This window comes from Bacterioplanoides sp., from assembly GCF_965219715.1.
GTDB lineage: Bacteria > Pseudomonadota > Gammaproteobacteria > Pseudomonadales > Oceanobacteraceae > Bacterioplanoides.
Map to the genome: position 1 here is coordinate 3,133,872 of NZ_OZ244785.1, position 22,094 is coordinate 3,155,965.

Here is a 22,094-nt window from a genome sequence, read left to right on the forward strand (position 1 = left end):
TACCATGCAGCTTAATCATCGCGAAATCGAAGCCATCAGTGCGATCTATGATCAGTTAACCGACCCCGGCAACTGGCAAACTGCATTGGACAAAATCGCCTGGGCGGTAGGTGCAGACAGCGCCATGCTGGTGGTGATGGATCAGACCGATCCTGTGTTTAACACCCAGGCACTTTCTTCCGGCCTCGACCCTGAAAAATATCAGCAGAACAGTATTCATGTCTGGCCTTACGAACAGGCGGTGGCCATTCCCGCGATTCTTGGATCAGAGCCACGCACTCTGATATATCCCCACGAATGTTGGCCCGCTGAGGAATATCAGCAATTACATTCAGTGAACTGGCTGCGGGATGTGATGGGTATCTATCACCGTTGCTGTATGCGCCTCAATGCTCAGGAATCCTGGTTCGATAACCTGATTGTTAATCACAACTCTCTGGATCAGGGTCTGGATGTACATGGTCAGCAGAGCATGTTTAACCTGGCACCTCACCTGGCGAAAGCGATTCAGATTCAGCGCCCGTTTCTGATGTTAAAACACAAATTTAACGCGGTACTGGCAGCACTGGATAAGTTGCGGGTAGGTGTGATGGTGCTGAATAGTCAGAACCGGGTACTACTGAATAACCTTGAAGCACAACGCATTTTGGAAAGTCATCCGGCGTTACGCCTCGATGCCCGGCAACAGCTGCGTGCCAGTGATGGCGAAGAAGAACTACAACTGCAGCAGTTATTGTCACAAACCCAGGCGACGGCTCGCCAGGAACACCATGGTGATGGCGGAGTGCTGGCTTTTAAGGCGCGCGATCAATACCAGCATCTGATACTGGAGTGCTCCCCATTTGTGGATAACCTGGCGGAAATGCAGGGGGAGATTCCCGGTGTACTGGTGTATCTGGTGGACGTAGAAAACAACTACCTGGAATCGGTTAAACATCTGAACAGAGCTTATAACCTGCCCAAAGCTGAGGCGGATGTGGCTGAGCTGGTGGCCCGGGGATTATCGAATCATGAAATTGCTGAGCTGCGCAATGTTTCCCTGAATACCGTGAAGATGCAGCTGAAGTCCTTGTTTCAGAAAACCCGCTGCAACAGCCGGGTGGAGTTGGTGCGGTTAGCAACGGCGATTGCTCCGCCATTGTATGATCATTCGCCAGTGGATAAATAGCCGCTCAGGCAATCGCCTTTTTTGGACTGATCAAACTCAGTACAAATAATCCGGCTGCAGCAACCACCACGCTGGGGCCTGCTGGTGTATCCCATTGGAAAGAAGCCCAGATACCCAGTAACACCGAGCTGATACCACTGGCAGCGGCAATCAGCACCATTTGTTGTGGGGTGCGGGAGAAGCTACGCGCAGTGGCTGCTGGCACTACTAACAGGGCGCTGACCAGCAAAATACCGACAATCTTCATCGCCAGCGCGACTACTAAAGCCAGCATTAATACCAGCAGCAGGTTCAGTCGTTTCACCGGGTAACCGTCGATTTCTGCCAGCTCCGGGCTGACGGTGCTGGCTAATAAACCGCGCCAGTTGAGAGCCATCAGGCCGCCAACGGCAATAACACTGGCGGCTACCCATAACAGATCCTGAATTTCGATTGCTAACAGATCGCCAAACAGATATCCCATCAAATCGACCCGCACACCATCCGCCAGGCTCAGGGCAACCAGGCCAATCGCCAGGGTGCTGTGGGAAACAATGCCGAGCAACGTATCGGAAGACAGTTTTGAACGGTTTTGCAGCGGCATCAGCAGCAGTGCCAGAATCACACAGCTGAGTGCCAGCGCCAGGGTCAGATTGATATCGGTCAGCACACCCAGCGTGATACCCAGCAAAGCGCCATGGGCCAGGGTGTCACCAAAAAAGGCCATGCGGCGCCAGACCACAAAGCTGCCTAACGGACCCGTAATCGATGCCAACAAAACACCAGTTAATAACGGCACCAACCACCAGACATCGGTTAATAACTCAGTCATGGCTGTGTTCCTTGTGACCGTTATCTGAGCCGGTCTGATGTTCAACATGACCATCGAGGCAATGATGATGGTCGTGATGGTGGGTGTAGTGAGCAATGGCCGGGCGTTGGCCAAATAAGTTGAGATACGCCGGGTCGACGCTGACCTGATCCGGATGGCCGGAGCAGCAAACATGGCCATTCAGGCAAATGACTTCATCGGTGGCAGCCATCACCAGGTGTAAATCGTGGGATACCATCACCACGGCACAACCCAGTTCATCGCGCAGTTGTGGAATCAGGTTATAGAGTTCCATCTGACCCTGCACATCAACGCCTTGTACCGGTTCGTCCAGCACCAGCAATTGTGGTTTGCTCAGCAGAGCACGAGCCAGCAGTACCCGTTGCCATTCACCACCGGATAAACCCTGCACCGACAGCGCACGTAAGCCGCTGATGTTGAGTCGTTCGAGCCAATAATTGATTTGCTGTTTATCGGCGCCACGTGCCAGCTTCAGAAAACCATCCACGGTTAACGGCAAGCGTTCGTCCAGATTCAGCTTTTGCGGCATATAACCAACGCGCAGTTTGGGTTGTCGCACGATGTCACCGCTGTCTGCCTGCTCTAACCCCAGCAGCACTTTAATCAGCGTCGATTTACCACAGCCGTTGGGGCCAATCAGCGTGATAATGCGGCCGGCCTCAACATCCAGGCTGATGTTATCCAGCACCACTTTGTGGGTGCGCTCAAGGCGTAGCTGACTGGCGCGTAGCAGAGGTGTGCTCATAATTGCTTATTTGGTCGCCTGGCAGCGAGGGCACAAGCCCATCAATTCGGTCGTTTGTTGCTGCACCACAACGCCGAGCATTTCCTCTACCTGGCTGGCAACCACCTGAATCTGATTTGCCTGTAATTCCTGTGCTTCGCCACATTCGTTACAGACAAAGAAACAGCTAGGGTGCTGATCACCCGGGTGCGAACAACCCACAAAGGCATTAAGAGAATTGATGCGGTGAACCAGCCCAAGCTCGAGTAAAAAATCCAGCGCCCGGTAGACCGTCGGAGGGGCTGAATTAAAGCCTTCTGCTGCCAGTGTTGGCAGTAAATCATAGGCGCCAACCGGTTTGTGACTTTGCCAAACCAGTTCCAGAACCCGCTGACGAATGGGGGTCAGGCGTGCACCTTCGGTCGCGCAAAGATCCTGCGCACGCTTAAGGGCGCTGTCGACACAGGCATGGTGATCATGCTGATCATAGACATTGGTTGGTTGCTGACTGCAGGAATGGTCTTTTTGAGTCATGATTCACGGCATAATAGGTTATAATGTTGCAATTCTACGACACTAACCGCCCTGAACAAATGACCTACACCCTCCGGCTGCTGTTTTTTTCTCTGTTTATGTTGCCAGCAATGAGTTCTGCGGATGAAACCAGGGTTCTTGCCAGCGTTCATCCTCTGGCTTTGATTGCGGCTTCAGTTGCCGACAACCTCGAGACACTGGTGCCGCAAAGTACGACACCACATGACTTTGCCTTTCGTCCTTCGGACATCCGCAAAGTGCAGAATGCCGATATTATTTTCTGGGCCGGTGCTGAAAGTGAGCCGTACCTGGCGCGTTTCGAAAAACGCTGGCCGGACAAGGTCTGGATTGATATTTCGGCTCCGGTGCATCAGCAAGCAACCTCTGACGACCACAATCATGATGCTCATTGGTGGCTGAACCCTGAGCTGGCGATCACTGCACAACAGGCATTGGCGGCAGCGCTGAATAAAGAATCGGAATTTGAACAGCAATTGCGCGCACAACTGGAACTTAGCCAGCAGCAGCTGGGGCCGCTAAAACAGCAGGGCTTTTTTGTATTCCATCGTGCTTATGATCATTGGGTGAATTACTTCGGTCTTAACCAGCTGGGGTCCTTCACATTGTCCCCCGAGCAGAAGCCCGGGCTGAAACGTCTTAATGCCATGCGTCAGCAACTCGCAAGTGGAGACGTACGTTGTATTTTTACCGAGCCGCAGTTTGAACCTAAGCTGGTCAGCTCGGTGACCCGCGGACTCGATATCCCGGCCGGTGAACTCGATCCGCTGGGCATTCATATTTCTGTGACAAAAGATGGCTACGCTGAGTTTGTTCGTGATCTGACCCAGCGTTTTGTCAGCTGCTTATCGACCGGGAAATAACCGGATAATCTTATAAAATCTGTTCTTTGGCGGATTGTGACTAAGAATATCCGCCGTCTTGTTATTCTCTATGGGCATCGGCAGAGTGGGTGAGAGACAGTTCTCAGCTACCGTGATGGAGTCCATATGGAGCAGGCTCAGCAAGCCGTCAGTCAGGCAGACCCGTTGTGCGGTTATTACACCGCTGTCCGTGATCAGAGCCTGATGTTATGTCGGCCGCTGCAACATGCCGATTACGAGCTTCAGGCCGCTGAATTCACCAGTCCGGCAAAGTGGCATCTGGCCCACACCAGCTGGTTCTTCGAAACCTTTCTGCTGAAACCCAATCTGGCCGATTATCGCGAATTCCATCCTCAGTTTGGACACCTGTTTAACAGTTATTACAACGGTATTGGCCAGCCCTACCGTCGCAATCAGCGAGGGTTGTTATCCCGGCCAACTCTGGAAGAGGTGCTGGAATATCGTCATCACATCGACCAGCACATGCAACAGCTGCTCGGGCGTGAAGAGCTGCGTCCGCTGATTGAGCTGGGTTTAAATCATGAGCAGCAACACCAGGAATTACTACTTACCGATCTGCAATATTGCTGGTCGTTTAATCCTCTGTATCCGGTTTACAGCCCGGCAGCGGCTGGCTCTGGCGGTGATTGTCAGGCCAACCAATGGATCGATTTTGATGGTGGCATCTACAAGTTTGGCCATAAGCAGAATCATGGTTTTGCTTTTGATAACGAAGGCCCGCTGCATGAAGCTTTGGTTCAGGACTTTGCTTTAGCCAAGCGCTTAACAACCAATCGTGAATACCTCGAATTTATGTCGGACGGTGGTTATCAGAATCCGGAATTCTGGCTGTCGGATGGCTGGGCCTGGGTTCAGCAACAGCAAATCTCTACGCCGCTGTACTGGCAGCCACTGGCCGACTCTGATGACGCGGGTGGTTACGCCAGCTTCAGTCTGAACGGTTTTGCGCCTCTGCCGTTGGATGCGCCGGTTACCCATGTTTCGTTCTACGAAGCGGATGCTTATGCCCGCTGGGCTGGCGCCAGGTTGGCGAGTGAATTTGAATGGGAAGTGAGTGCCCGGCAAAGCGATTGTGGTATCGGCAACTTCGTCGATAGTCGCCATTTCCGTCCACAAGCGGTTTGTGAACTCACACCAACCCATGGCAACGGTCTGCAACAGCAATTTGGGGACTGTTGGGAATGGACCGCCAGTCCGTATCAGCCTTATCCGGGCTATCAGCCCGCAGCGGGCGCCGTGGGTGAATATAACGGCAAGTTTATGTGCAATCAGATGGTGTTACGTGGCGGTTCTTGTGTCACGCCCGCCGGTCATATTCGCCCAACCTATCGTAACTTTTTCTATCCCCATGAACGCTGGCAATTCACCGGCATTCGTTTAGCGCGTTAATCGCCCGACATAAGAACCGAATAACAACAACACGATAAACAGGCCGGAGGTGGTATGAAACAGGGAATTAATCAACATCAGAACCTGCAGGTGTTTGATGCGCATCCGGCGGTTGCTGATGTGAAATCTGAAGTACTGGCGGGTCTGGCGCAGCCGCAAAAAACCTTACCGGCAAAATTCTTCTACGACCAGCGGGGCTCACGTTTGTTTGAGGCCATCACGCAGTTGCCGGAATATTATCTGACCCGCACCGAAATTGGTTTGTTGCGACAGCATGGCGGTGAGATCGCTGAGTTGGTGGGGCAAGGTTCGGTGTTAATGGAATATGGCAGCGGTGCCAGTATAAAAATCCGGTTGTTGCTGGAAGCATTGCAGCCTGATTGTTATGTCCCTATGGACATCAGCAAAGAGTTTCTGATCGCTTCGGCGAACAAGTTACTGGACGACTATCCCTGGTTGAGCATTTACGCTGGCTGTGTCGATTATTCACAACCGCTGGAGTTGCCCAAAGCGCTGGCCGAAGCGCCGCATAAACTGGGATTCTTCCCGGGCTCCAGTATGGGGAACTTTACTCCGGCAGAATCGCAGGCGTTTCTGCGACGCGCACGGACAACATTAGGCAGTGGTGGGCGCTTTTTGTTGGGGATTGATCTGGCGAAAGATGAAGCAGTTTTGCACGCTGCTTATAACGACAGCCAGGGAGTCACCGCCAGCTTTAATAAAAATATCCTACGTCATCTGAATCGCACTCTGCGCGCCAGCTTCAGTGAAGAGTTGTTTGAGCACCAGGCGCGGGTTAACCACAGCCAGTCCCGGGTTGAAATGCATCTGGTCAGTAAGATTGATCAGATGGTGCATGTCGCCGGCACGACCATTGTGTTGCGAAAAGGCGAAAGTCTGCACACCGAGAACTCGTACAAATACCGTATTGAGTCATTGCAATGGATGGCGCGTCAGGCGGGTTTTGAACTGGAAAAGAGCTGGGTCGACGACAACGGTTATTTTGCTCTGGTGATGCTAAAAGCCAGTTAAATCAGCCTTTTATTGTTTCTTATCAATAAATAGCAAGTTGTTACTTTAGTCGTCTCTGAAATATCTGGATCTGGGTCTAGTCTTAAATGAATTGTTTGTTCGTTTATGAAGTATGAGTAACCATGATTCAGATTTCTCAGGAAGTGATCGATTCAGTTTCCCACGGTTTTAATGTCCCTTCCAAGCCTCAGCTGCTGGCTGATGTACAACGCATCTGCGCACAAGAAGAACCTGATATGAGCGAGTTGTCAGGCATTATCGCGCACGATATTGGTTTGTCATCGGCCATCTTAAAAACCATCAATTCTCCTTCTTTTGGTATGAACCGCGCTGTCAGTGATATTCAACAGGCGGTTATGTTGCTGGGTTTTAATGCGGTATCCACGCTGGTGGCTGGCATCCTGATTAAGCAAAGCTTTAACGGTGAAGCGGCCATCAGCTTTGAGCGCCTGTGGGACAATGCCTCGCTGGTGGCCGACACCATGGTGTATATCGGCAAAAATATTGAACATAAAATCCCGCCGGAAAACCTCTACACCACCGGCCTTTTTCATGATTGTGGTATCGCAGCCATGAGCATGAAGTATCCGGATTATCGCGATACGCTGGTTGAAGCGAACTCCCGCGAAGATGTTTGTCTGGTTGAACTGGAAGACCAGAGATATGCCTCTAACCATGCGATTGTTGGCTATTTTATTACTTCGGCCTGGGCAATCCCGCGCGATATCTGCCAGGTGGTGCTGCAAAGCCATTCCCGTGACTTCCTTGATCAGAAGCAGGACTCTTATGCCAAACTGGTGTACGCCACGCTTAAAGTCGCCGACAACATTGTTAACAACCTGAAGCGTCGTCACGATACAACCGACTGGCCTTTTATTAAGGATAAGTGTTTCGAACAGCTGGGCATCATGGAGCACGACTATCTCGATCTGGTCGAAGATATCGATGAGCAGTGGAACGCTGCCTTCTGATTAAAACCTTGTGGTTACTGGACAGAGCGCAGTGGCGGGCTAAAATGACCGCCACTTTTCATTTGTTCAGGACTTCACCATGACATTGGCAGTCGTCACCTTAGCGGCGGGCAAAGGCTCGCGCATGAAATCAGATCTTCCTAAAGTACTTCATCCGCTGGCTGGTCAGCCAATGCTGGCACACGTTCTTGCCAGTGCTTCACAGCTGGGCCAGGCACAGCAGCACGTTGTGATTGGTCACGGTGCTGAAAAAGTACAGCAGCAGATCACCACATTTGATGTCAGCTGGGCGATGCAAACTGAGCAAAAGGGCACTGGTCATGCTGTTGCACAAGCGATGCCGGATGTGGACCCACAGGCAACGGTATTAGTGTTGTACGGTGATGTGCCGCTAATCCGCACCGAAACGCTGCAGAAGCTGTTGGATGAAACCCATTGTGATAAAGGCATTGGTGGTCTGGCGCTGCTGACGGTTGAGCTAGACGACCCAACGGGTTATGGCCGTATTGTGCGCGATGGCGCAGGCAATATTCAGGAAATTGTTGAGCACAAAGACGCTAGTGCCGAGCAACATAAAATCCACGAAGTGAACACCGGCATCCTGGCGGTTTCCGCCGAGCTTCTGAATGAATGGTTGCCAAAATTATCGGCAGAAAATGCGCAGGGCGAATATTACCTCACCGACATCATTGCCATGGCGGTTGATAACGGTGTGGCTGTACGTGCTATTCATCCACAGGATGAATACGAAGTGCAGGGTGTTAATGACCGGCTGCAACTGGCTGAACTGGAACGTGTTTTTCAGCGCCAACAGGCGGATGAATTGATGCGTCAGGGCGTATCTTTGGCAGACCCAGCGCGTATTGATGTGCGTGGCAGCGTTAAAGTTGGCTCCGATGTACGTATCGATGTTGGCTGTGTTTTTGAAGGCGACGTTGAACTGGCTGATGGCGTTGAAATTGGCCCTTACTGTGTGATCAAAAATTCAGTACTGGGCGCCGGTACTCAGGTTGAATCACACTCGCTGATTGACCAGGCTCAGGTCGCTGCCGATTGCACCGTTGGTCCGTTTGCGCGTTTACGTCCTGGTTCCGATCTGGCCGATGGCGCCAAGGTGGGCAACTTCTGTGAAGTGAAAAAATCGGTCATTGGTAAAGGTTCCAAGGTCAATCACCTCACTTATATCGGTGATGCTGAAATTGGTGAAAACGCCAACATTGGCGCTGGCACCATTACCTGTAATTACGATGGCGTGAATAAATTCAAAACTGAAATCGGCGACAATGCCTTTATTGGTTCTAACTCGTCGCTGGTTGCTCCGGCCAAAGTTGGCGCCGGTGCCACGGTTGCCGCAGGTTCGGTGATCACAAAAGAAGTCGCCGACGAAGAGTTAGCGGTTGCCCGCGGCAAGCAACGCAATGTATCTGGCTGGCAGCGCCCGGTAAAAAAATAGCAGCGCCCGTTAAAAAACAATCGCTATGATTGTCTGACTAAAAAATGCCAAACCAAAAAAGCCGCAGATATTGTTCTGCGGCTTTTTTGTTACTCGCTGCGAAACACGACTTTAAGAGCATCTGGAAGTGGCGTATCTGCGGGCAAATAGCCGATGCAGTCAGGGTTCTCAAGCAGCTGCTGTATCAGGGTTTGTTCATCACGGATTTCTTTGGGTGGTTTCATGCGTCCGGTAAATTTCATCTGTGCCCAATAGGACTGAATGCGAGATTCCGGCAAACCAATGACCTGTGTATTAAAGCGCGAACGTAAGCGGTTTCGCGGTGGCAGCGCCAGTGGTTTTAAACCATAGCCAAGCGACGCTCCCATATAAAGATTACGAACCTGCTCGCGACTCAGCGACTGGTTCAGTTCCTGACTGGCACTGACCAGCATCACACCACCGGCATGGCTGTTAAAGGTCGTCAGTGCCAGCATCAGCGTTATCAAGATAGCGCAGCGAATGTGTCGGAAATTATTCATCAGAACACCCACTCCCAGCCTAACTGCAGCAGTGTGGCGTCGTTCTTTTTGTTCAGGTCGCTGGGCAGGCCGCTGGTAAATCGGGTGCCGAAAAATCCGCTGCGCGGCGATGTTTCGTTGAGATAAGTGACTTCGGCTTTAAATGCCATGTTGAGACGAAAATCCCAGCGGGTGCCCAGAGTGTAACTGTCGAGGCTGCCATCCGGTGCGGAATCGAATAAGCCAAAATACTGCAGAGAGATGGTTTCAATGGCAGTTAACGGCTGCTGCTGACCGAGCTTCTGCAGCGCGGCATTACGAACGCCCTGTAATTCCTGCTGTGCCTTCACATTGGTGTAGGCGCTGGCGCCGTAGGTAAAATGCAGCGTCCAGTCCTGCCATAAATAACCAGCGGTAAAATAATAACCATCGAGAGATGGCGCCAGATCCAGTTCGGTTTCTGCACGGGTCCATTCCGCTTTAAAAAAGCTGTCGAAATCGTCGTAGCTGATTGCCGCTTCGTAAAAGCTGGTGCGACCATCATCGTCGAGTGAACTGGCACTGTTGCGGAACCCGGCCTGCTCAAGCGCATTTTGAATCGGCTCTAATTGCGGAACATCGGATTTGTTGTAACCGGTGTTATAGGACAACCGCAGCGATAAATTCTGATGACTCAGACGAGCGGTGACACCAATAATATCTTTCACGTTGGCCGAGATATCCACCCGGCTGCCCGCCTGAAGAATCTCGCCATCAAAATAACCGTAATAGCCTTCCAGGTATAACGCGTACTCCCGTCCGGCATAGTTGTAGCTGCCGCTGATTCCGGTAAACGTAGGCGCTAGATAATTGTTATAAACCTGCAGCGGCGGTGTAATCCAGGGATAGGAATAACCAACATCAATGCTGTCGCTGTAAGCATAAGTTGGCATACGTAATTTACCGGCGCGGAACTGCCAGCTGTTGTTCGGGCTGTAGGATAAATACAACCATTCGGTGCCGGATTTTCTTTCGGAATTGCTGTGGGCGATAAATTGCCCGGTCAACGCAAACTGCTCGTTAAAGCGAAAGGTTGGTTGTAGTGCCAGTAACGATTGTTGCTTCAGCGTGACTTCGTCCTGGTAGCCGTTAAGTTGCGCTTCATTGTCATCGAGATAACCACCAATAATCCGGGCAAAACCGGAAATATCGAGCTGATCATTAATCTCCAGCGCAACCGATGACGTGCTGCAGGCGGTCGCAGCCAAAACCAAAAGCGTGTGGGCGGTTTTCCGTAAACCCTGAACCATGGTGATTATCCTGAATCCCGAATTATTATTTTAGTTTGGACAGTATAGAACAGGGTTAGCCGAAAATGTCGCGATTGGGGTACCATAGCCCGATAGTTATGGATGAAGTATGAATTCTGAAAAAGAACTCACGTTCTGTATGCTTATCTGAACTAGTCTGACAATAACAATAATGAATACGCATCCATCTTGGAGCGGCAAACACAACGTATCTGCAGGGAGGGTCGCCTGAATGCTGATTAACAGTTTGCGTACAGCCATCATGCTGCTCAGCCTGCTGTTTATGAGTGGTATCGCCTGGTCGGTTTTATCGCTGGCATTAATGGAGCACCGCCAGTTGTATGCCGGTTATGCCGAAGGTGATCTTGATGCATTAACCGATAATCTTGCTGCGGGTCTGGTTGCTGTTGTGAATCAACCGGATGAATTCTTTCAGCTGAAAACCCTGATGCTGAAACTCGATCCTTATGAGCACGTGAAAGGTGCTGCTGTTTTTAACACCAACGGTCAGTTAATCGATTTTTATATTGGCAGTTCACAACAACAGGTCAGCGATGAACAACGGATTCAGTTCCGTAACTGGCAACTACTGGAACCTGGGCTGCACCACAAAGACGGTAATCTGATCGCGGTAAAGCTGATTGGTGATCCAGCGTTTCCATTAGGTTTTCTGGTTGTGGTTAATGATTTTCAGGGACCATTGGATGCCAGTACCAACAGTCTGTTAAGCAGCACCCTGCCAACGGCATTAATTGCCATTTTAATTCTGATGATGGTGTTCGCTTTTTTTGGCAATCGCTGGCTGACACCGCTGACCCATCTTTCTGCATTTGCCCGGCGGGTACAGCGCAGTCGTGATTACAGCCTGACGATTCCGGTGAGTGGCCATTACGAAGTGTCGGAACTGACGCAGGACATCAACAATATGATGGATGTCATCCGTCGCGAATCTGAGATTAATCTCGACTATGTGAATTTGCTGGAAAAGCGTCGCGAGGAAATGGAGTACCTCGCGAATTACGACAGCCTGACCGGCTTGATGAATCGTAAATTCTTTATCGGCATGATGGATGATCTGCTGCGCTCCGCCAAAGATGAAGGCAAACAATACGATCTGATGTTTGTAGGGCTGGACGGCTTTAAAGGCGTTAATGATTCTTTTGGCCATGAAATCGGCGATATGTTGCTGGCCGGTGTTGCCGGGCGGTTAATCACCCAGGCGCCAGCCAATGCGCTGGTATCGCGTCACGGTGGTGACGAATTTCTGATTTTATTAGAGGGTATTGAAGACAAAGCCCGGTTGGATGCGCTTGCGGGTTCTATGGTCAGCGGGCTGGCGCAGAAATTCACCATCAGTTCCTGGGAAGTGCGAATTACCGCCAGTATTGGTATTGCCCGTCACTGCGAAAACTATGGTGATGTGCGGGAACTGATCCGCGACGCCGATATCGCCATGTTTGACGCCAAGCGTGATGGTAAATCACGATTCAGCTTCTTCGAGCCACAGATGATGGCACATCATCAGCGCCGTATTGATATTGCTAACGCCATTAGTCATGCCTTAAACGACAACGAATTCAGTATTCATTATCAGCCGAAAGTTGCGCCGGACGGCACCCCGCTGGGGGCTGAAGCGCTGATTCGCTGGCACAGCTCAACGCTCGGTTTTGTTTCGCCAGCGGAATTTATTCCGATTGCGGAGCAGTCCGGTAAAGTAACCAATATTACTCAGTGGGTGATTCAACACGTCTGCGAAGACATTCGTGATGTGTTCCTTCCAATGGGCATCGACACCCCGATTTCCATTAACCTGTCCGCTGCCGATTTGAAGAAATATCATCTGGTGGGTGTGATTAAAGGTGCGTTCCGTAAGTATCAGATTCCGGCCGGGATGATCGAGTTTGAAGTGACCGAACATTCGTATCTCGACAATCTGGAAATCGCGAATAAGTTTTTTGCCGAAATTACCGCACTGGGTTGCCCGGTAGCGCTGGACGATTTTGGCACGGGCTATTCATCGCTGAGTTACCTCACCAAAATTCCCATTGATGTGTTGAAAATCGATAAACAGTTTGTCGACAATATCGGCACCTCCGAACGTGATGATGCGCTGGTATTAACCATCATTGAAATGGCTAAACGCCTGGGGATGGTACTGTGTGCCGAAGGGGTTGAAAGTGAACAACAACTGACCTTCCTTGGCCATCATGGTTGTCAGATTATTCAGGGTTATTACTTTGCCAAGCCAATGATTTGCCAGGAATATATTGAATTTATCCAGGCTCATAACGCATCGGATTGTCCCCAGGCTGCAGCAGAAGCCTGAGATTCAGATCCAGGCTGTCGTAACCCGGCTTAGATACCCAAAACCATCGTCAGACCAAAAGCACTTACGCCGGCCAGAATCGGCAATCCCATCGATCGTTTGTAATACCACACCAGCAAGGTGATGATGACTCCAACCAGAGTCGCCAGCCAGGCGGCCGTCGTTTGTGTTGCAGGCACCAGAGAACTGCCCGCCAGCGCTGCGACCACACAAGGACCCAACACCCCGAGCCAGGTTGGCATACCATCAATAGCATCGCCGCTGTGTTGCTGACGCTGCGATAGATGATGCTGCATCCACAATAACGGCACAGCGCGCATCGCAAAGGTGCCTACTGCGGTAATCGCCAGTGCAATCCACAAAGAGTCAGTCATCGTTTTGCCTCCGTGTTGATTGATGAGCATTCACCGCATAAAACAGCAGCACGCCCAGCAACGCCGCTAACGGAATTGCGCTGTTGGTCCAGCCGAAAAATTTCAGAGCCAGAGCCACACAAAGAGTTGAAACAAGTGTGATGGACCATGCCCAGGAATTCAGTTTAGGTAACAGCAGCACCAGGAACAGGGCGGGTAAGGCAAATGGCATTACATCCGCCAGAAGTGGCCATTGGGCAATTAACTGGTCGCCACTTAAAACGCCAACGGCACTGCCAGCGACCCAGCTGAACCAGGCCAGCAACATGGCGCCGGTAAACCAGCCCTGACGCTGCTGTTCGGGGATTTGTGGCAAACGACTGAGTGCCAGGGCAAAGATCTGATCGGTCAGGCCATGCATTAGCCAGAACCAGCTGCGGTTCTTCGGTAGCCAGGGGGCTATGTTGGGGCCGTACACCACATGGCGGGCATTAATCAGCAAGGTCATGGTAACGACCAGCCACAGCGGAGCACCTGAGGCGATCATGGCTACAAACAGAAACTGTGATGCTCCGGCGTAAATCACGGTGGAAATAAATACCGTTTCCCACAACGAAAAACCCGCCTGAGTGGCAATAATGCCGAACGAAATGGCTACCGGAATATAGCCACCCAGCAACGGAATTGCGTCTCGTATACCTGCCCAGAATGGCCGTTGTAATTGTGACTGAAGTACTGTGCTCATTCGTGCTGCTCCGGATCGTTGTAGACCACAGCCATCAGGCAGGTAGCACCTTCATCACCGGAGCGGTAAAAGTGTGGTTGCTGTGCACTGAAGGTATAGCTCTGGCCTGCGGTTAAACAAACACAACCATCGTCCGTACCAACCTCCAGCTGGCCGCGGATCATGGTGATGGTTTCTGACGTACCCGGCAGATGAGGTTCTGAATTGTGCTGGCTGTTAGCGGCACAGTTCATCCAGTACGCATCTACCTTAGGTGACTCGCCCCCCTGGTCCAGCAGGCGGATCTGAAAGTCCTCATCTCCCACCGTCATATCAATCGGCGCCACCAGATTGCCGAACGGTACCTTCAGTTGCACCGCAATACGCCACATAGTATCCAGTGTCGGATTGCTTTTACCCTGTTCGATCTTGGATAAATTAGACTTCGCAATCCCGGCATCTGCCGCCAACTGGGATAACGAAATGCCCTGCGACAAACGCAATTGCTGCAGGTGCTGGCCGAGGGTGTGGAGCGGAGAATCAGACATAGTTAACCCGGGTGTTCGATAAATGAAACGTTCTTTATATCGAACGTTCTATATATGAAACGACTCAGAGTCAAGCAAAGGATGGCACAGGTTAGGAATGACAGGCATAAAAAAGCCCCTGACAGCCGGGCTGTCAGGGGCTTTCTAAAATATTGAGATTAACCGCCGTAACGCTGTTTCAGTGCGTTGATACGGTCATCCAGCGGTGGGTGGCTGGCCATCAGAGCGGACAAACCACCGGCTTCACCACGAATACCAAAGGCCGTTAACTCACCACTCAGATCGCTTGGCTGGTCGTAAGTTTGCTTCAGTGCTGCCAGTGCGCTGGCCATGGCAGCCGGGCTTACCAGCTCAGCACCGGCCTGGTCGGCACGGTATTCACGACGGCGGCTGAACCACGCCACCATCATCGAAGCCACAATACCCAGAATCATATCCATCACCATGGTGATCGCGATGCGGGCGATAAAACCTAAGCCACCTTCGCCGTTTTCATCACGGGTGAAGGAATCAATAATCGACACAATGATACGGGCGAAGAACATCACAAAGGTGTTTAACACACCCTGCATCAGCGCCAGGGTCACCATATCGCCGTTGGCTACGTGGCCAATTTCATGGCCCAACACGGCTTTTACCTGTTCTTTGTCCATGCGCTGTAACAAGCCGGTAGACACCGCCACCAGAGCATCGTTTTTGTTGGCGCCGGTAGCAAAGGCGTTTGGCGCATCCGAGTGGAAGATACCCACTTCCGGCATACCAATACCGGCTTTATCGGCCAGTTCTTTTACGGTGGACACAATCCACTGCTCACCGGAGTTTTGTGGCTGGTCGATGATTTGTACACCCATGGATTTCTTCGCCATCCACTTCGACATCATCAGGGAGATTAACGAACCACCCATACCAAACACACCACAGAAAATCAGCAACGACACCAGGTTAATACCGCCGCCAGCCTGCATATAGTTACCCAAACCGGTAACGCTCAGGACGATACCCAACACCAGCATAATCGCCAGGTTAGTACCAAAAAATAATAAGACACGCATCATCTGCTCAGTCCTCTCATCTCAATTGTTATAAAGGGTTAGATTCACGATTGTTCTGACAGCAAAGATGGCGTTTTTTGTGCAATTTTCAAGGTGAACAGCTGAGTAAATCTGTCAGGAATAGTCATTAGCAGCGGCTTCTTGCTGATCACTCAATTGCAAATGATTCTCATGCGTGATAACTTCCGGGCGATCAAATTGCAGGTAAGCACACGTGGCCGAGCTGGATATCAAACAACTATTCCGCGACCAGGCAAAGTCTTTGCTGGAACGCCTGCATATCAAAAGCCGCGATGCGGACTTATCGATGGACCTGGTTCAGGATGCGTTTGTACGGTTGCTGGAGCGTGAACAGTCACAGGGTGATGAACGCGAACCCATGCAAAATCAGGCGGCCTACCTGAATCGTGTCGCCAATAACCTGCTGGTGGACCACTTCCGTAGTAAAGCGGCGCAACAAACCGATGTTGTTGCCAATGATGAATTGAGCGATATGGCAGAGTCCGGAATTCATACCGATGATCAGGTGGCGCAGCAACAGCAGCTGCAGAAAATGCGCGAGGCTGTGATGCAGCTGCCTTTGCGTACCCGCCAGGTATTCCAACTCTGCCGGTTGCAGGATAAAAGCTACGCTGAAGCGGCGCAGCATCTGGACATATCTGTCAGCTCAGTACAGAAACACCTGACCCAGGCAATGAACTACCTGAGTGAGGCGCTGGCACGGGATGAAAAGTAATTGTGCTTTTTTTTACTCGATTGGTGATGATCAAACGTCACTATAAAATAAGCCACTAAAACTAAATTCCGGGCTTTCTTGATGAGTCATAACAACACTGACAAAGCGATGCAGATTCAGCAGCAGGCGAACGAGTGGCTGGTGCGTCAGCAGGGTGGCTTTTCCGCGGCAGAACAGCGTCAGCTGGAAGCCTGGCTGGATGAAGATTCTGCCCATCAGCAGGCGTTCCAACAGGCTGAGCATATCTGGCAGCTCAGTGCGTTGCTGGCCGACGATCCGGAATTATCTCAGCCCGTTGCAGCGCAAACCAACAGTGTTCCGGTTCATTCGACTCAGGCAAATATCGCTTCACAATCGAACCTCTTTTCTTCATTGCTAGCCACCCGACTGATGATGACCGCGCTGTTGTTATTGGGCTTGTGGAATGTGTTGCCGCTGCCTGACATGTTTCTGGTCTGGCAGGCTGATCACTACAGTGCCGATGGTCAGCCGCGAAACATTACGTTAAGTGATGGCAGTCGCGTTCATTTATCGGGTAAAAGTGCGATCAATATCGAATACGACTCCCGGGTACGACGATTACAGCTGCTGACCGGGGAAGCCATTTTTTATCCTGCGGCGATTTCTTCTGCAGAGCAGCGGCCATTTCAGGTGATGAGTGGTCAGCATCAGGTTGAAGCGCTGGGAACAATTTTTTATGTCCGCCATGCGGAGCAAACGGAAGTGGCAGTGCTGGAGCACAGTGTTCGGGTTTCTGAGCCGGACTCAGACCAGTTTAATGACGCCGTGGTGACACAGGGTGAAGCCGGTGTTGTTGCTGAGTCTGGGTTTGATTTCGCTCCGGAACATTTCGATTTACAGCAGGCAATCAGCTGGCACCAGGGCCGATTGGTATTTAAGCAAAAAAGTGCCGATCAAATTATTAAACGGCTGAATCAGTTTTATGCCGGACGGATTATTCTGCTGGGTAATACTGATCAGAAAAAACAGCTGACGGCTGTTTTTCAATTAAATAGCCTTGATCAGGCGGTTACAACTCTGGCAAAAGAGCTTGGCCTGCAACAAAAAGATCTGGCCGACTTTAAAATTCTTTATTAATTCGAATTATTTTTACTCGATTAATACAATCACTCGTCATATCTCCTGACAGCGCATTGGAATTGCGTATTTTAAATATTGGAGGGGACATGGCTTCACTTGATTCGGTTATCTCACCGGCATTTCACAAAAAGACTCTGGCATTATTTATCGCAGCTGCAACCCTGGCAGGTTGTGGCAGTGACAACGATAAGAAAGACGACCCAAAACCAGCACCGGTTAATAAATCGGTTGTATCGGTAACGGATATTTCTATACCGGAAGGTAGTGAAGGTCAAAGCCAAGCAATCTTTACGGTTAAGCTGGATAACGCAGCATCAGATGAAGTCGCAGTGACTTTTGATATTGCGGCGGGTACGGCAACAGAAGGCGATGACTATCAGAAACCTGCGGCAACAGAACTTAAGTTTGCCGTCGGAGACAGTGAGAAAACCATTGCCGTTAATGTTACTGCAGATACCCAATACGAAGCCGACGAAACATTTACACTGACGTTGGCCAGTGTGACCGGAAACGCCGAGCTGGGTGCTGATCGTTCAGCGCAGGCGACCATTAAAAACGATGACTTCACGTTAAACGATACTGGCGTTACTTTCGCGGCCAATACTACAGAAAACAAAGACGATAATTGTGCCGATACCAGCGACAACGTTATTGCACAACAGGACTGTAAGCATGGTCTGGACAGCAACGATGCTTTTAATAACAACGCCAATGGCCCGGCAGGATTTAATTTCACTAAATTAGATGCGGAAGGTAAGGACCTGGCAGCGGATGCAACCAGCTGGAACTGTGTTCGAGACAATGTCACTGGCCTGATCTGGGAAGTAAAAAATGGTACCGGTTTGCGTGCCAAAGAACATGCGTACCTTTCCTATCAGCAACGCTTTGCCGGTACCGAAACTCCGGATGACATTGTGGCTGGCGTAGAAGACAGTGGTGCTGGTAAAGGTTCCGATGACTGTGGCAATGCCAATAAAATCTGCACCACCGAGCAATTTGCTGCTGATGTAAATGCCGAAGCCTTGTGTGGCTTTAATGACTGGCGCTTGCCTCGCGTTAACGAACTGGAATCGATTCTGAATTATGCCAGCGCTATCCCGGCAGTTAATGCGGACTATTTCCCGAATCATATTTCTACCTGGACCGACACACCAAGCCGTGGTGGTGCAAGTTCTGGTGCAACCCTGTATCTGAATGCCGAAACCGGTTTATTTTCCCTTCAGGCAAAAGAGTACGACCTGACTGCTGACAATGCTCCAAAAATTGGTACGCGATTGGTACGTGGCGGTAAAGCAACACTGGCAACTGGCGCCGAATTAACCCGCAGCGTAACCGCCAGTGCAACATCGCCGGCGATTAACTGTGAGCCTAACCTGGCTGCCACGGCTCCGGTTGCAGATTTCGAATTTAATATCGATGGTAATCCCGCTCTGGTCCGTCATAAAAGCAGTGGTTTGACCTGGCAGCGTTGTCCGGAAGGATCAAACTTCAATGACGCTGGTACCGCTGATGATTACAGTGATGACCTGTGTGATGGCACGGTAAACTTTGGCCAGATGATTGTTAACGGTTTTGCCACCTGGGACAGCGCATTAAAAGCCGGAGAAGACAAAGGTAACGGCTGGCGTCTGCCAAATATCCGCGAATTACAAAGCATTGTGGAGCACGCCTGTACACCGGCCCAGAATGCATTGGTGTTCCCTCCATATATTGCTTACGCAACCCACACCTGGAGTTCTACTCCAGCGCTGGATAGCAGCGGCAATCTGACGCAATGGTACTTCACCGAAATCCAGGCACAGCGTGGTCTGGCAACCCGTAAAGTAAAAACCGGCCCGGCTGGTGGTGCTCCGGCACCTGTTCAGGGTCTGGTTCGTCTGGTACGTGACGCGGATTGATATGCCCAGACAGGTAAGTGAGTCTCCGACTGACTTACCTGTTTAATTAAGGAAGTAAAAACGACATGAGGCATATTGTCTGTGGTGTATTGCTGATTATTAGTCTGGCGTCGAACGCAGAAAATAATCTGCTGTACCAATTTAATATCAAGCAAAAAACACTGTCCCACGCGTTGGTGGATTTTGCTCTGATTACCGATAGCAATATTGTTTTTGACAGCACTAAATTTGATCAGCTTGTCAGTACCGAAGTGGTTGGTTTGTATGGCATAGAGCAAGCGCTGGAAGTATTGCTTAGCCGACATTCGTTAACATTTCGTATCGACAACCAGAAAAGCAGTCTGACAATTTATGTGGTGGCAGCAAACGTATCGGAGCAGGACCCTGATGCTGTTGCAATGGAATTATCCAAAGTGGTCGTTCGTGGTTATGTGCCAGGTGATTGGGTATACAAAACTCCCAATAGCGATGCCGTTGTCACCAAAGAGCAGCTGGATAAAATTCCACCTCTGCATGCTGCTGATTTATTTTCCGAAGTCACCGGCGTTTTTGTTGCAGAAGATCGCAGCAGCCCGGGGTTGTCAGTAAATATTCGCGGCATGCAGGACTTTGGTCGGGTGAATATGACACTGGATGGTGCGCGGCAGAACTATCAACAGAGTGGTCATGGTGCGAATGGCCAGGCTTATATCGACCCGGCGTTAATTCGCCAGGTTGATATAAAAAAAGGGCCCAGCTCCCGCGCCAATGGTGCTGGTGCACTGGGTGGCGTGGTTAACTTCACCACCATTAATGCCGATGACCTTATGGACAACGACGAATACTGGGGTGGACGCATTAACCTTACCAAAGGTATCGCCCCGGACCCGAATGGCTATCGTTTGTCTGGCAGTGCTGCTCTGGGCTACCAGTCTGATTCATTTGATCTGATGGCTGCTTACAGCCAGAAGGATCTGGATGATTACGATGTGGGCCGCAACGGAGGTTTCACCGGCGATCCGGTCAGTGACAAAAAAGCGCAGGGCGCTACCGCCAAATTTACTCAGCAAGATCAGGATTCAAAGCTGTTTAAAGCGCGCTATCACTTTGATGACATCCGTTACCTGGCGATTAATTACAACGAATTTAATGCATTTACCTCATCGGATTCCCGCAATCCGAATAATGATGAGAATACGACGGATATTGTCAGTCGTAATCTGATCGCGGAATACAGCTCGCCGGATATTAATGCGCGCATTTCGCGAACGTTAACGCGCAGTGACCAGGAAATTTTTCCCACCAGTCTTTATTCAAGGTTTGATCTGAGATATCAGATCGAGACAACCGGAGCGACGCTGGAATTAAAGAACGAATTTAACTTCGCCAGTGGCCTGTTAACCTGGTACAGCGGTGGCGAATACTTTATCGATGAAACTGACCCGAAAGCACAGCAATTTAACTTCCGGGCGGCGGGTGATTTTACCAACAGTTTCAGCGGCCCAACGCCGGAAGGTAAGCGAGCATTAGGCAGCGTATTTAACGAACTGCAATATGAATATCGTGATTGGCTGAAAGTTCACCTGGGGTTGCGTTACGACCACTACCGCTTGCAGGGAAAAACCCATTTTGATATGGGGCTTGATCCGGATGATGGTGTCAGCCGTATCTGGCGTGCTTATGTGGTTGATCGTGATAAAGGTGCATGGCTGCCAACCCTGTCGTTTGGCTATGACCTTATCGAAGGCCTGCAGTTATTTGCCGGATATGCCAAAGGCTGGCGACCACCGGCGATTACCGAAACGCTTTTGTATGGCCAGCATGTGGGCAACTCCGGCCCTCCGGTAACCCCCAATCCGAATCTTGAACCGGAACAAAGCAACAACTTCGAAGTAGGGCTTAATCTGTATTGGCCTGATGTTTTTCGTTCCGGTGATATCATAAAAACCAAAGCGGCTTTTTATAAAAATAAAGTCGATGACTACATGATCAATGCTGCCATTTATTTACCCAGCTTTGGCGGTATAGGCGTTCCGGGGGAAAGTGTTAAATATTATGCTACGACAGGTTTCGTTAATTTAGACAAGCCACTGACCTTCAGTGGTTTCGAATTAAAGTCGGAATACGATAACGCCTGGTTCTATAGCAAACTGAATTACACCTACACCGATCTGGACTTTCAGCCGTCCTACGACCCGCTACCTAACGGTGGCAGCGATACATTTCGCCAATTCCTGATTAATAAACTGAATATCGCAGAAGCTATGATTCTGGTGCAGCCTCCGGCCCATAAAACCACGCTGGATATTGGTACCCGTTTGTTACAACAGCGTTGGGTAATGGGAATTCGTAGCCGTTACTACTCAGCCAATAAACTGGCCGGTGGACCACAGAATGAACTCAGGTTCCGCTCTTCAAAAATATACGATCTTTACAGCAGCTATCAAATCACCAAAGACCTGATAGTCCGCCTGACGCTGGAAAATGCGACAGACCAACTCTACGCCACCCCCGTTACTCTCAGTTCCAGTCATTCCGGACCGGGACGGACTTTTTTACTGACCGTTACCGCGGATTTCTGAG

Annotated in this window: 20 protein-coding genes; 11 read left to right on the plus strand and 9 right to left on the minus strand. The window is 50.5% G+C overall.

Annotated elements, in window-relative coordinates; genetic code table 11:
- The first annotated feature begins 4 nt into the window (after window positions 1-4).
- Complete coding sequence (locus ACOQOZ_RS14720; RefSeq protein ID WP_420588910.1) at window positions 5-1,168, plus strand: helix-turn-helix transcriptional regulator; 1,164 nt, start codon at window positions 5-7, stop codon at window positions 1,166-1,168.
- Window positions 1,169-1,172: 4 nt separating this feature from the next.
- On the opposite strand, the gene ACOQOZ_RS14725 is transcribed toward ACOQOZ_RS14720, so the two are convergent.
- From ACOQOZ_RS14725 to ACOQOZ_RS14735, 3 genes are read right to left on the minus strand one after another with little or no spacing between them, the layout of a single operon-like run.
- Window positions 1,173-1,979, minus strand: coding sequence for an iron chelate uptake ABC transporter family permease subunit (locus ACOQOZ_RS14725; RefSeq protein ID WP_420588911.1), 807 nt, complete (start codon window positions 1,977-1,979; stop codon window positions 1,173-1,175).
- Window positions 1,972-2,745: a zinc ABC transporter ATP-binding protein ZnuC gene (gene znuC / locus ACOQOZ_RS14730; RefSeq protein WP_420588912.1), complete on the minus strand. Its 774-nt coding sequence runs from the start codon at window positions 2,743-2,745 to the stop codon at window positions 1,972-1,974. The genes ACOQOZ_RS14725 and znuC overlap by 8 nt, the downstream gene beginning before the upstream one ends.
- Before the next feature lie 6 nt (window positions 2,746-2,751).
- Complete coding sequence (locus tag ACOQOZ_RS14735) at window positions 2,752-3,258, minus strand: Fur family transcriptional regulator (protein WP_420588913.1); 507 nt, start codon at window positions 3,256-3,258, stop codon at window positions 2,752-2,754.
- A 23-nt stretch (window positions 3,259-3,281) separates the two neighbouring features.
- On the opposite strand from ACOQOZ_RS14735, the gene ACOQOZ_RS14740 reads away from it, so the two are divergent.
- The 5 genes from ACOQOZ_RS14740 (at window position 3,282) to glmU (ending at window position 9,005) form a co-directional block, all read left to right on the plus strand.
- Window positions 3,282-4,139: a zinc ABC transporter substrate-binding protein gene (locus tag ACOQOZ_RS14740; RefSeq protein ID WP_420588914.1), complete on the plus strand. Its 858-nt coding sequence runs from the start codon at window positions 3,282-3,284 to the stop codon at window positions 4,137-4,139.
- 126 nt (window positions 4,140-4,265) lie between these two features.
- A complete protein-coding gene (gene egtB, locus ACOQOZ_RS14745; protein ID WP_420588915.1) occupies window positions 4,266-5,549 on the plus strand; it encodes an ergothioneine biosynthesis protein EgtB in 1,284 nt (427 codons plus the stop codon).
- A gap of 54 nt (window positions 5,550-5,603) precedes the next feature.
- Window positions 5,604-6,581: an L-histidine N(alpha)-methyltransferase gene (gene egtD, locus ACOQOZ_RS14750; protein WP_420588916.1), complete on the plus strand. Its 978-nt coding sequence runs from the start codon at window positions 5,604-5,606 to the stop codon at window positions 6,579-6,581.
- A 122-nt stretch (window positions 6,582-6,703) separates the two neighbouring features.
- Window positions 6,704-7,552: an HDOD domain-containing protein gene (locus ACOQOZ_RS14755; protein ID WP_420588917.1), complete on the plus strand. Its 849-nt coding sequence runs from the start codon at window positions 6,704-6,706 to the stop codon at window positions 7,550-7,552.
- 79 nt (window positions 7,553-7,631) lie between these two features.
- Complete coding sequence (gene glmU, locus ACOQOZ_RS14760) at window positions 7,632-9,005, plus strand: bifunctional UDP-N-acetylglucosamine diphosphorylase/glucosamine-1-phosphate N-acetyltransferase GlmU (RefSeq protein ID WP_420588918.1); 1,374 nt, start codon at window positions 7,632-7,634, stop codon at window positions 9,003-9,005.
- Between the two features lie 89 nt (window positions 9,006-9,094).
- Here the strand turns inward: glmU and ACOQOZ_RS14765 are convergent, their stop codons facing one another.
- Window positions 9,095-9,526: a hypothetical protein gene (locus tag ACOQOZ_RS14765; RefSeq protein WP_420588919.1), complete on the minus strand. Its 432-nt coding sequence runs from the start codon at window positions 9,524-9,526 to the stop codon at window positions 9,095-9,097.
- Window positions 9,526-10,794 (minus strand): hypothetical protein, encoded by a 1,269-nt coding sequence (locus ACOQOZ_RS14770; RefSeq protein WP_420588920.1) that lies wholly within the window; start codon window positions 10,792-10,794, stop codon window positions 9,526-9,528. Before ACOQOZ_RS14770 ends, ACOQOZ_RS14765 begins: the two co-directional genes overlap by 1 nt.
- A 232-nt stretch (window positions 10,795-11,026) precedes the next feature.
- Between ACOQOZ_RS14770 and ACOQOZ_RS14775 the strand changes: the two genes are divergently transcribed.
- On the plus strand, window positions 11,027-13,120 hold the full coding sequence (locus tag ACOQOZ_RS14775) for a putative bifunctional diguanylate cyclase/phosphodiesterase (protein ID WP_420588921.1): 2,094 nt from the start codon (window positions 11,027-11,029) through the stop codon (window positions 13,118-13,120).
- Window positions 13,121-13,149: 29 nt separating this feature from the next.
- Here ACOQOZ_RS14775 and ACOQOZ_RS14780 read toward each other — a convergent pair whose 3' ends face one another.
- The 4 genes from ACOQOZ_RS14780 to htpX form a co-directional block, all read right to left on the minus strand.
- Entirely contained in the window at window positions 13,150-13,494 is a 345-nt protein-coding gene (locus tag ACOQOZ_RS14780) for an AzlD domain-containing protein (RefSeq protein WP_420588922.1), read from the minus strand.
- The gene (locus tag ACOQOZ_RS14785) at window positions 13,487-14,218 is read right to left on the minus strand and encodes an AzlC family ABC transporter permease (RefSeq protein ID WP_420588923.1); all 732 of its coding nucleotides are present in this window, start codon (window positions 14,216-14,218) and stop codon (window positions 13,487-13,489) included. The genes ACOQOZ_RS14780 and ACOQOZ_RS14785 overlap by 8 nt, the downstream gene beginning before the upstream one ends.
- Window positions 14,215-14,745: a helix-turn-helix domain-containing protein gene (locus ACOQOZ_RS14790; protein ID WP_420588924.1), complete on the minus strand. Its 531-nt coding sequence runs from the start codon at window positions 14,743-14,745 to the stop codon at window positions 14,215-14,217. The genes ACOQOZ_RS14785 and ACOQOZ_RS14790 overlap by 4 nt, the downstream gene beginning before the upstream one ends.
- Window positions 14,746-14,903: 158 nt before the next feature.
- Complete coding sequence (gene htpX, locus ACOQOZ_RS14795) at window positions 14,904-15,800, minus strand: protease HtpX (protein ID WP_420588925.1); 897 nt, start codon at window positions 15,798-15,800, stop codon at window positions 14,904-14,906.
- 211 nt (window positions 15,801-16,011) lie between these two features.
- On the opposite strand from htpX, the gene ACOQOZ_RS14800 reads away from it, so the two are divergent.
- The 4 genes from ACOQOZ_RS14800 (at window position 16,012) to ACOQOZ_RS14815 (ending at window position 22,093) form a co-directional block, all read left to right on the plus strand.
- Window positions 16,012-16,533 (plus strand): RNA polymerase sigma factor, encoded by a 522-nt coding sequence (locus tag ACOQOZ_RS14800; protein WP_420588926.1) that lies wholly within the window; start codon window positions 16,012-16,014, stop codon window positions 16,531-16,533.
- Window positions 16,534-16,614: 81 nt separating this feature from the next.
- Window positions 16,615-17,631, plus strand: coding sequence for a FecR family protein (locus ACOQOZ_RS14805; protein ID WP_420588927.1), 1,017 nt, complete (start codon window positions 16,615-16,617; stop codon window positions 17,629-17,631).
- 89 nt (window positions 17,632-17,720) lie between these two features.
- Complete coding sequence (locus tag ACOQOZ_RS14810) at window positions 17,721-19,532, plus strand: DUF1566 domain-containing protein (RefSeq protein WP_420588928.1); 1,812 nt, start codon at window positions 17,721-17,723, stop codon at window positions 19,530-19,532.
- 65 nt (window positions 19,533-19,597) lie between these two features.
- The gene (locus ACOQOZ_RS14815) at window positions 19,598-22,093 is read left to right on the plus strand and encodes a TonB-dependent receptor domain-containing protein (RefSeq protein WP_420588929.1); all 2,496 of its coding nucleotides are present in this window, start codon (window positions 19,598-19,600) and stop codon (window positions 22,091-22,093) included.
- The last annotated feature ends 1 nt before the right edge of the window (window position 22,094 follow it).

Bases quoted from the DNA above. Each gene is read 5' to 3' on its own strand.
- ACOQOZ_RS14720 (WP_420588910.1), top strand. From the start codon at position 5: ATGCAGCTTAATCATCGCGAAATCGAAGCCATCAGTGCGATCTATGAT.
- ACOQOZ_RS14725 (WP_420588911.1), bottom strand. From the start codon at position 1,979: ATGACTGAGTTATTAACCGATGTCTGGTGGTTGGTGCCGTTATTAACT.
- znuC (WP_420588912.1), bottom strand. From the start codon at position 2,745: ATGAGCACACCTCTGCTACGCGCCAGTCAGCTACGCCTTGAGCGCACC.
- ACOQOZ_RS14735 (WP_420588913.1), bottom strand. From the start codon at position 3,258: ATGACTCAAAAAGACCATTCCTGCAGTCAGCAACCAACCAATGTCTAT.
- ACOQOZ_RS14740 (WP_420588914.1), top strand. From the start codon at position 3,282: ATGTTGCAATTCTACGACACTAACCGCCCTGAACAAATGACCTACACC.
- egtB (WP_420588915.1), top strand. From the start codon at position 4,266: ATGGAGCAGGCTCAGCAAGCCGTCAGTCAGGCAGACCCGTTGTGCGGT.
- egtD (WP_420588916.1), top strand. From the start codon at position 5,604: ATGAAACAGGGAATTAATCAACATCAGAACCTGCAGGTGTTTGATGCG.
- ACOQOZ_RS14755 (WP_420588917.1), top strand. From the start codon at position 6,704: ATGATTCAGATTTCTCAGGAAGTGATCGATTCAGTTTCCCACGGTTTT.
- glmU (WP_420588918.1), top strand. From the start codon at position 7,632: ATGACATTGGCAGTCGTCACCTTAGCGGCGGGCAAAGGCTCGCGCATG.
- ACOQOZ_RS14765 (WP_420588919.1), bottom strand. From the start codon at position 9,526: ATGAATAATTTCCGACACATTCGCTGCGCTATCTTGATAACGCTGATG.
- ACOQOZ_RS14770 (WP_420588920.1), bottom strand. From the start codon at position 10,794: ATGGTTCAGGGTTTACGGAAAACCGCCCACACGCTTTTGGTTTTGGCT.
- ACOQOZ_RS14775 (WP_420588921.1), top strand. From the start codon at position 11,027: ATGCTGATTAACAGTTTGCGTACAGCCATCATGCTGCTCAGCCTGCTG.
- ACOQOZ_RS14780 (WP_420588922.1), bottom strand. From the start codon at position 13,494: ATGACTGACTCTTTGTGGATTGCACTGGCGATTACCGCAGTAGGCACC.
- ACOQOZ_RS14785 (WP_420588923.1), bottom strand. From the start codon at position 14,218: ATGAGCACAGTACTTCAGTCACAATTACAACGGCCATTCTGGGCAGGT.
- ACOQOZ_RS14790 (WP_420588924.1), bottom strand. From the start codon at position 14,745: ATGTCTGATTCTCCGCTCCACACCCTCGGCCAGCACCTGCAGCAATTG.
- htpX (WP_420588925.1), bottom strand. From the start codon at position 15,800: ATGATGCGTGTCTTATTATTTTTTGGTACTAACCTGGCGATTATGCTG.
- ACOQOZ_RS14805 (WP_420588927.1), top strand. From the start codon at position 16,615: ATGAGTCATAACAACACTGACAAAGCGATGCAGATTCAGCAGCAGGCG.
- ACOQOZ_RS14810 (WP_420588928.1), top strand. From the start codon at position 17,721: ATGGCTTCACTTGATTCGGTTATCTCACCGGCATTTCACAAAAAGACT.
- ACOQOZ_RS14815 (WP_420588929.1), top strand. From the start codon at position 19,598: ATGAGGCATATTGTCTGTGGTGTATTGCTGATTATTAGTCTGGCGTCG.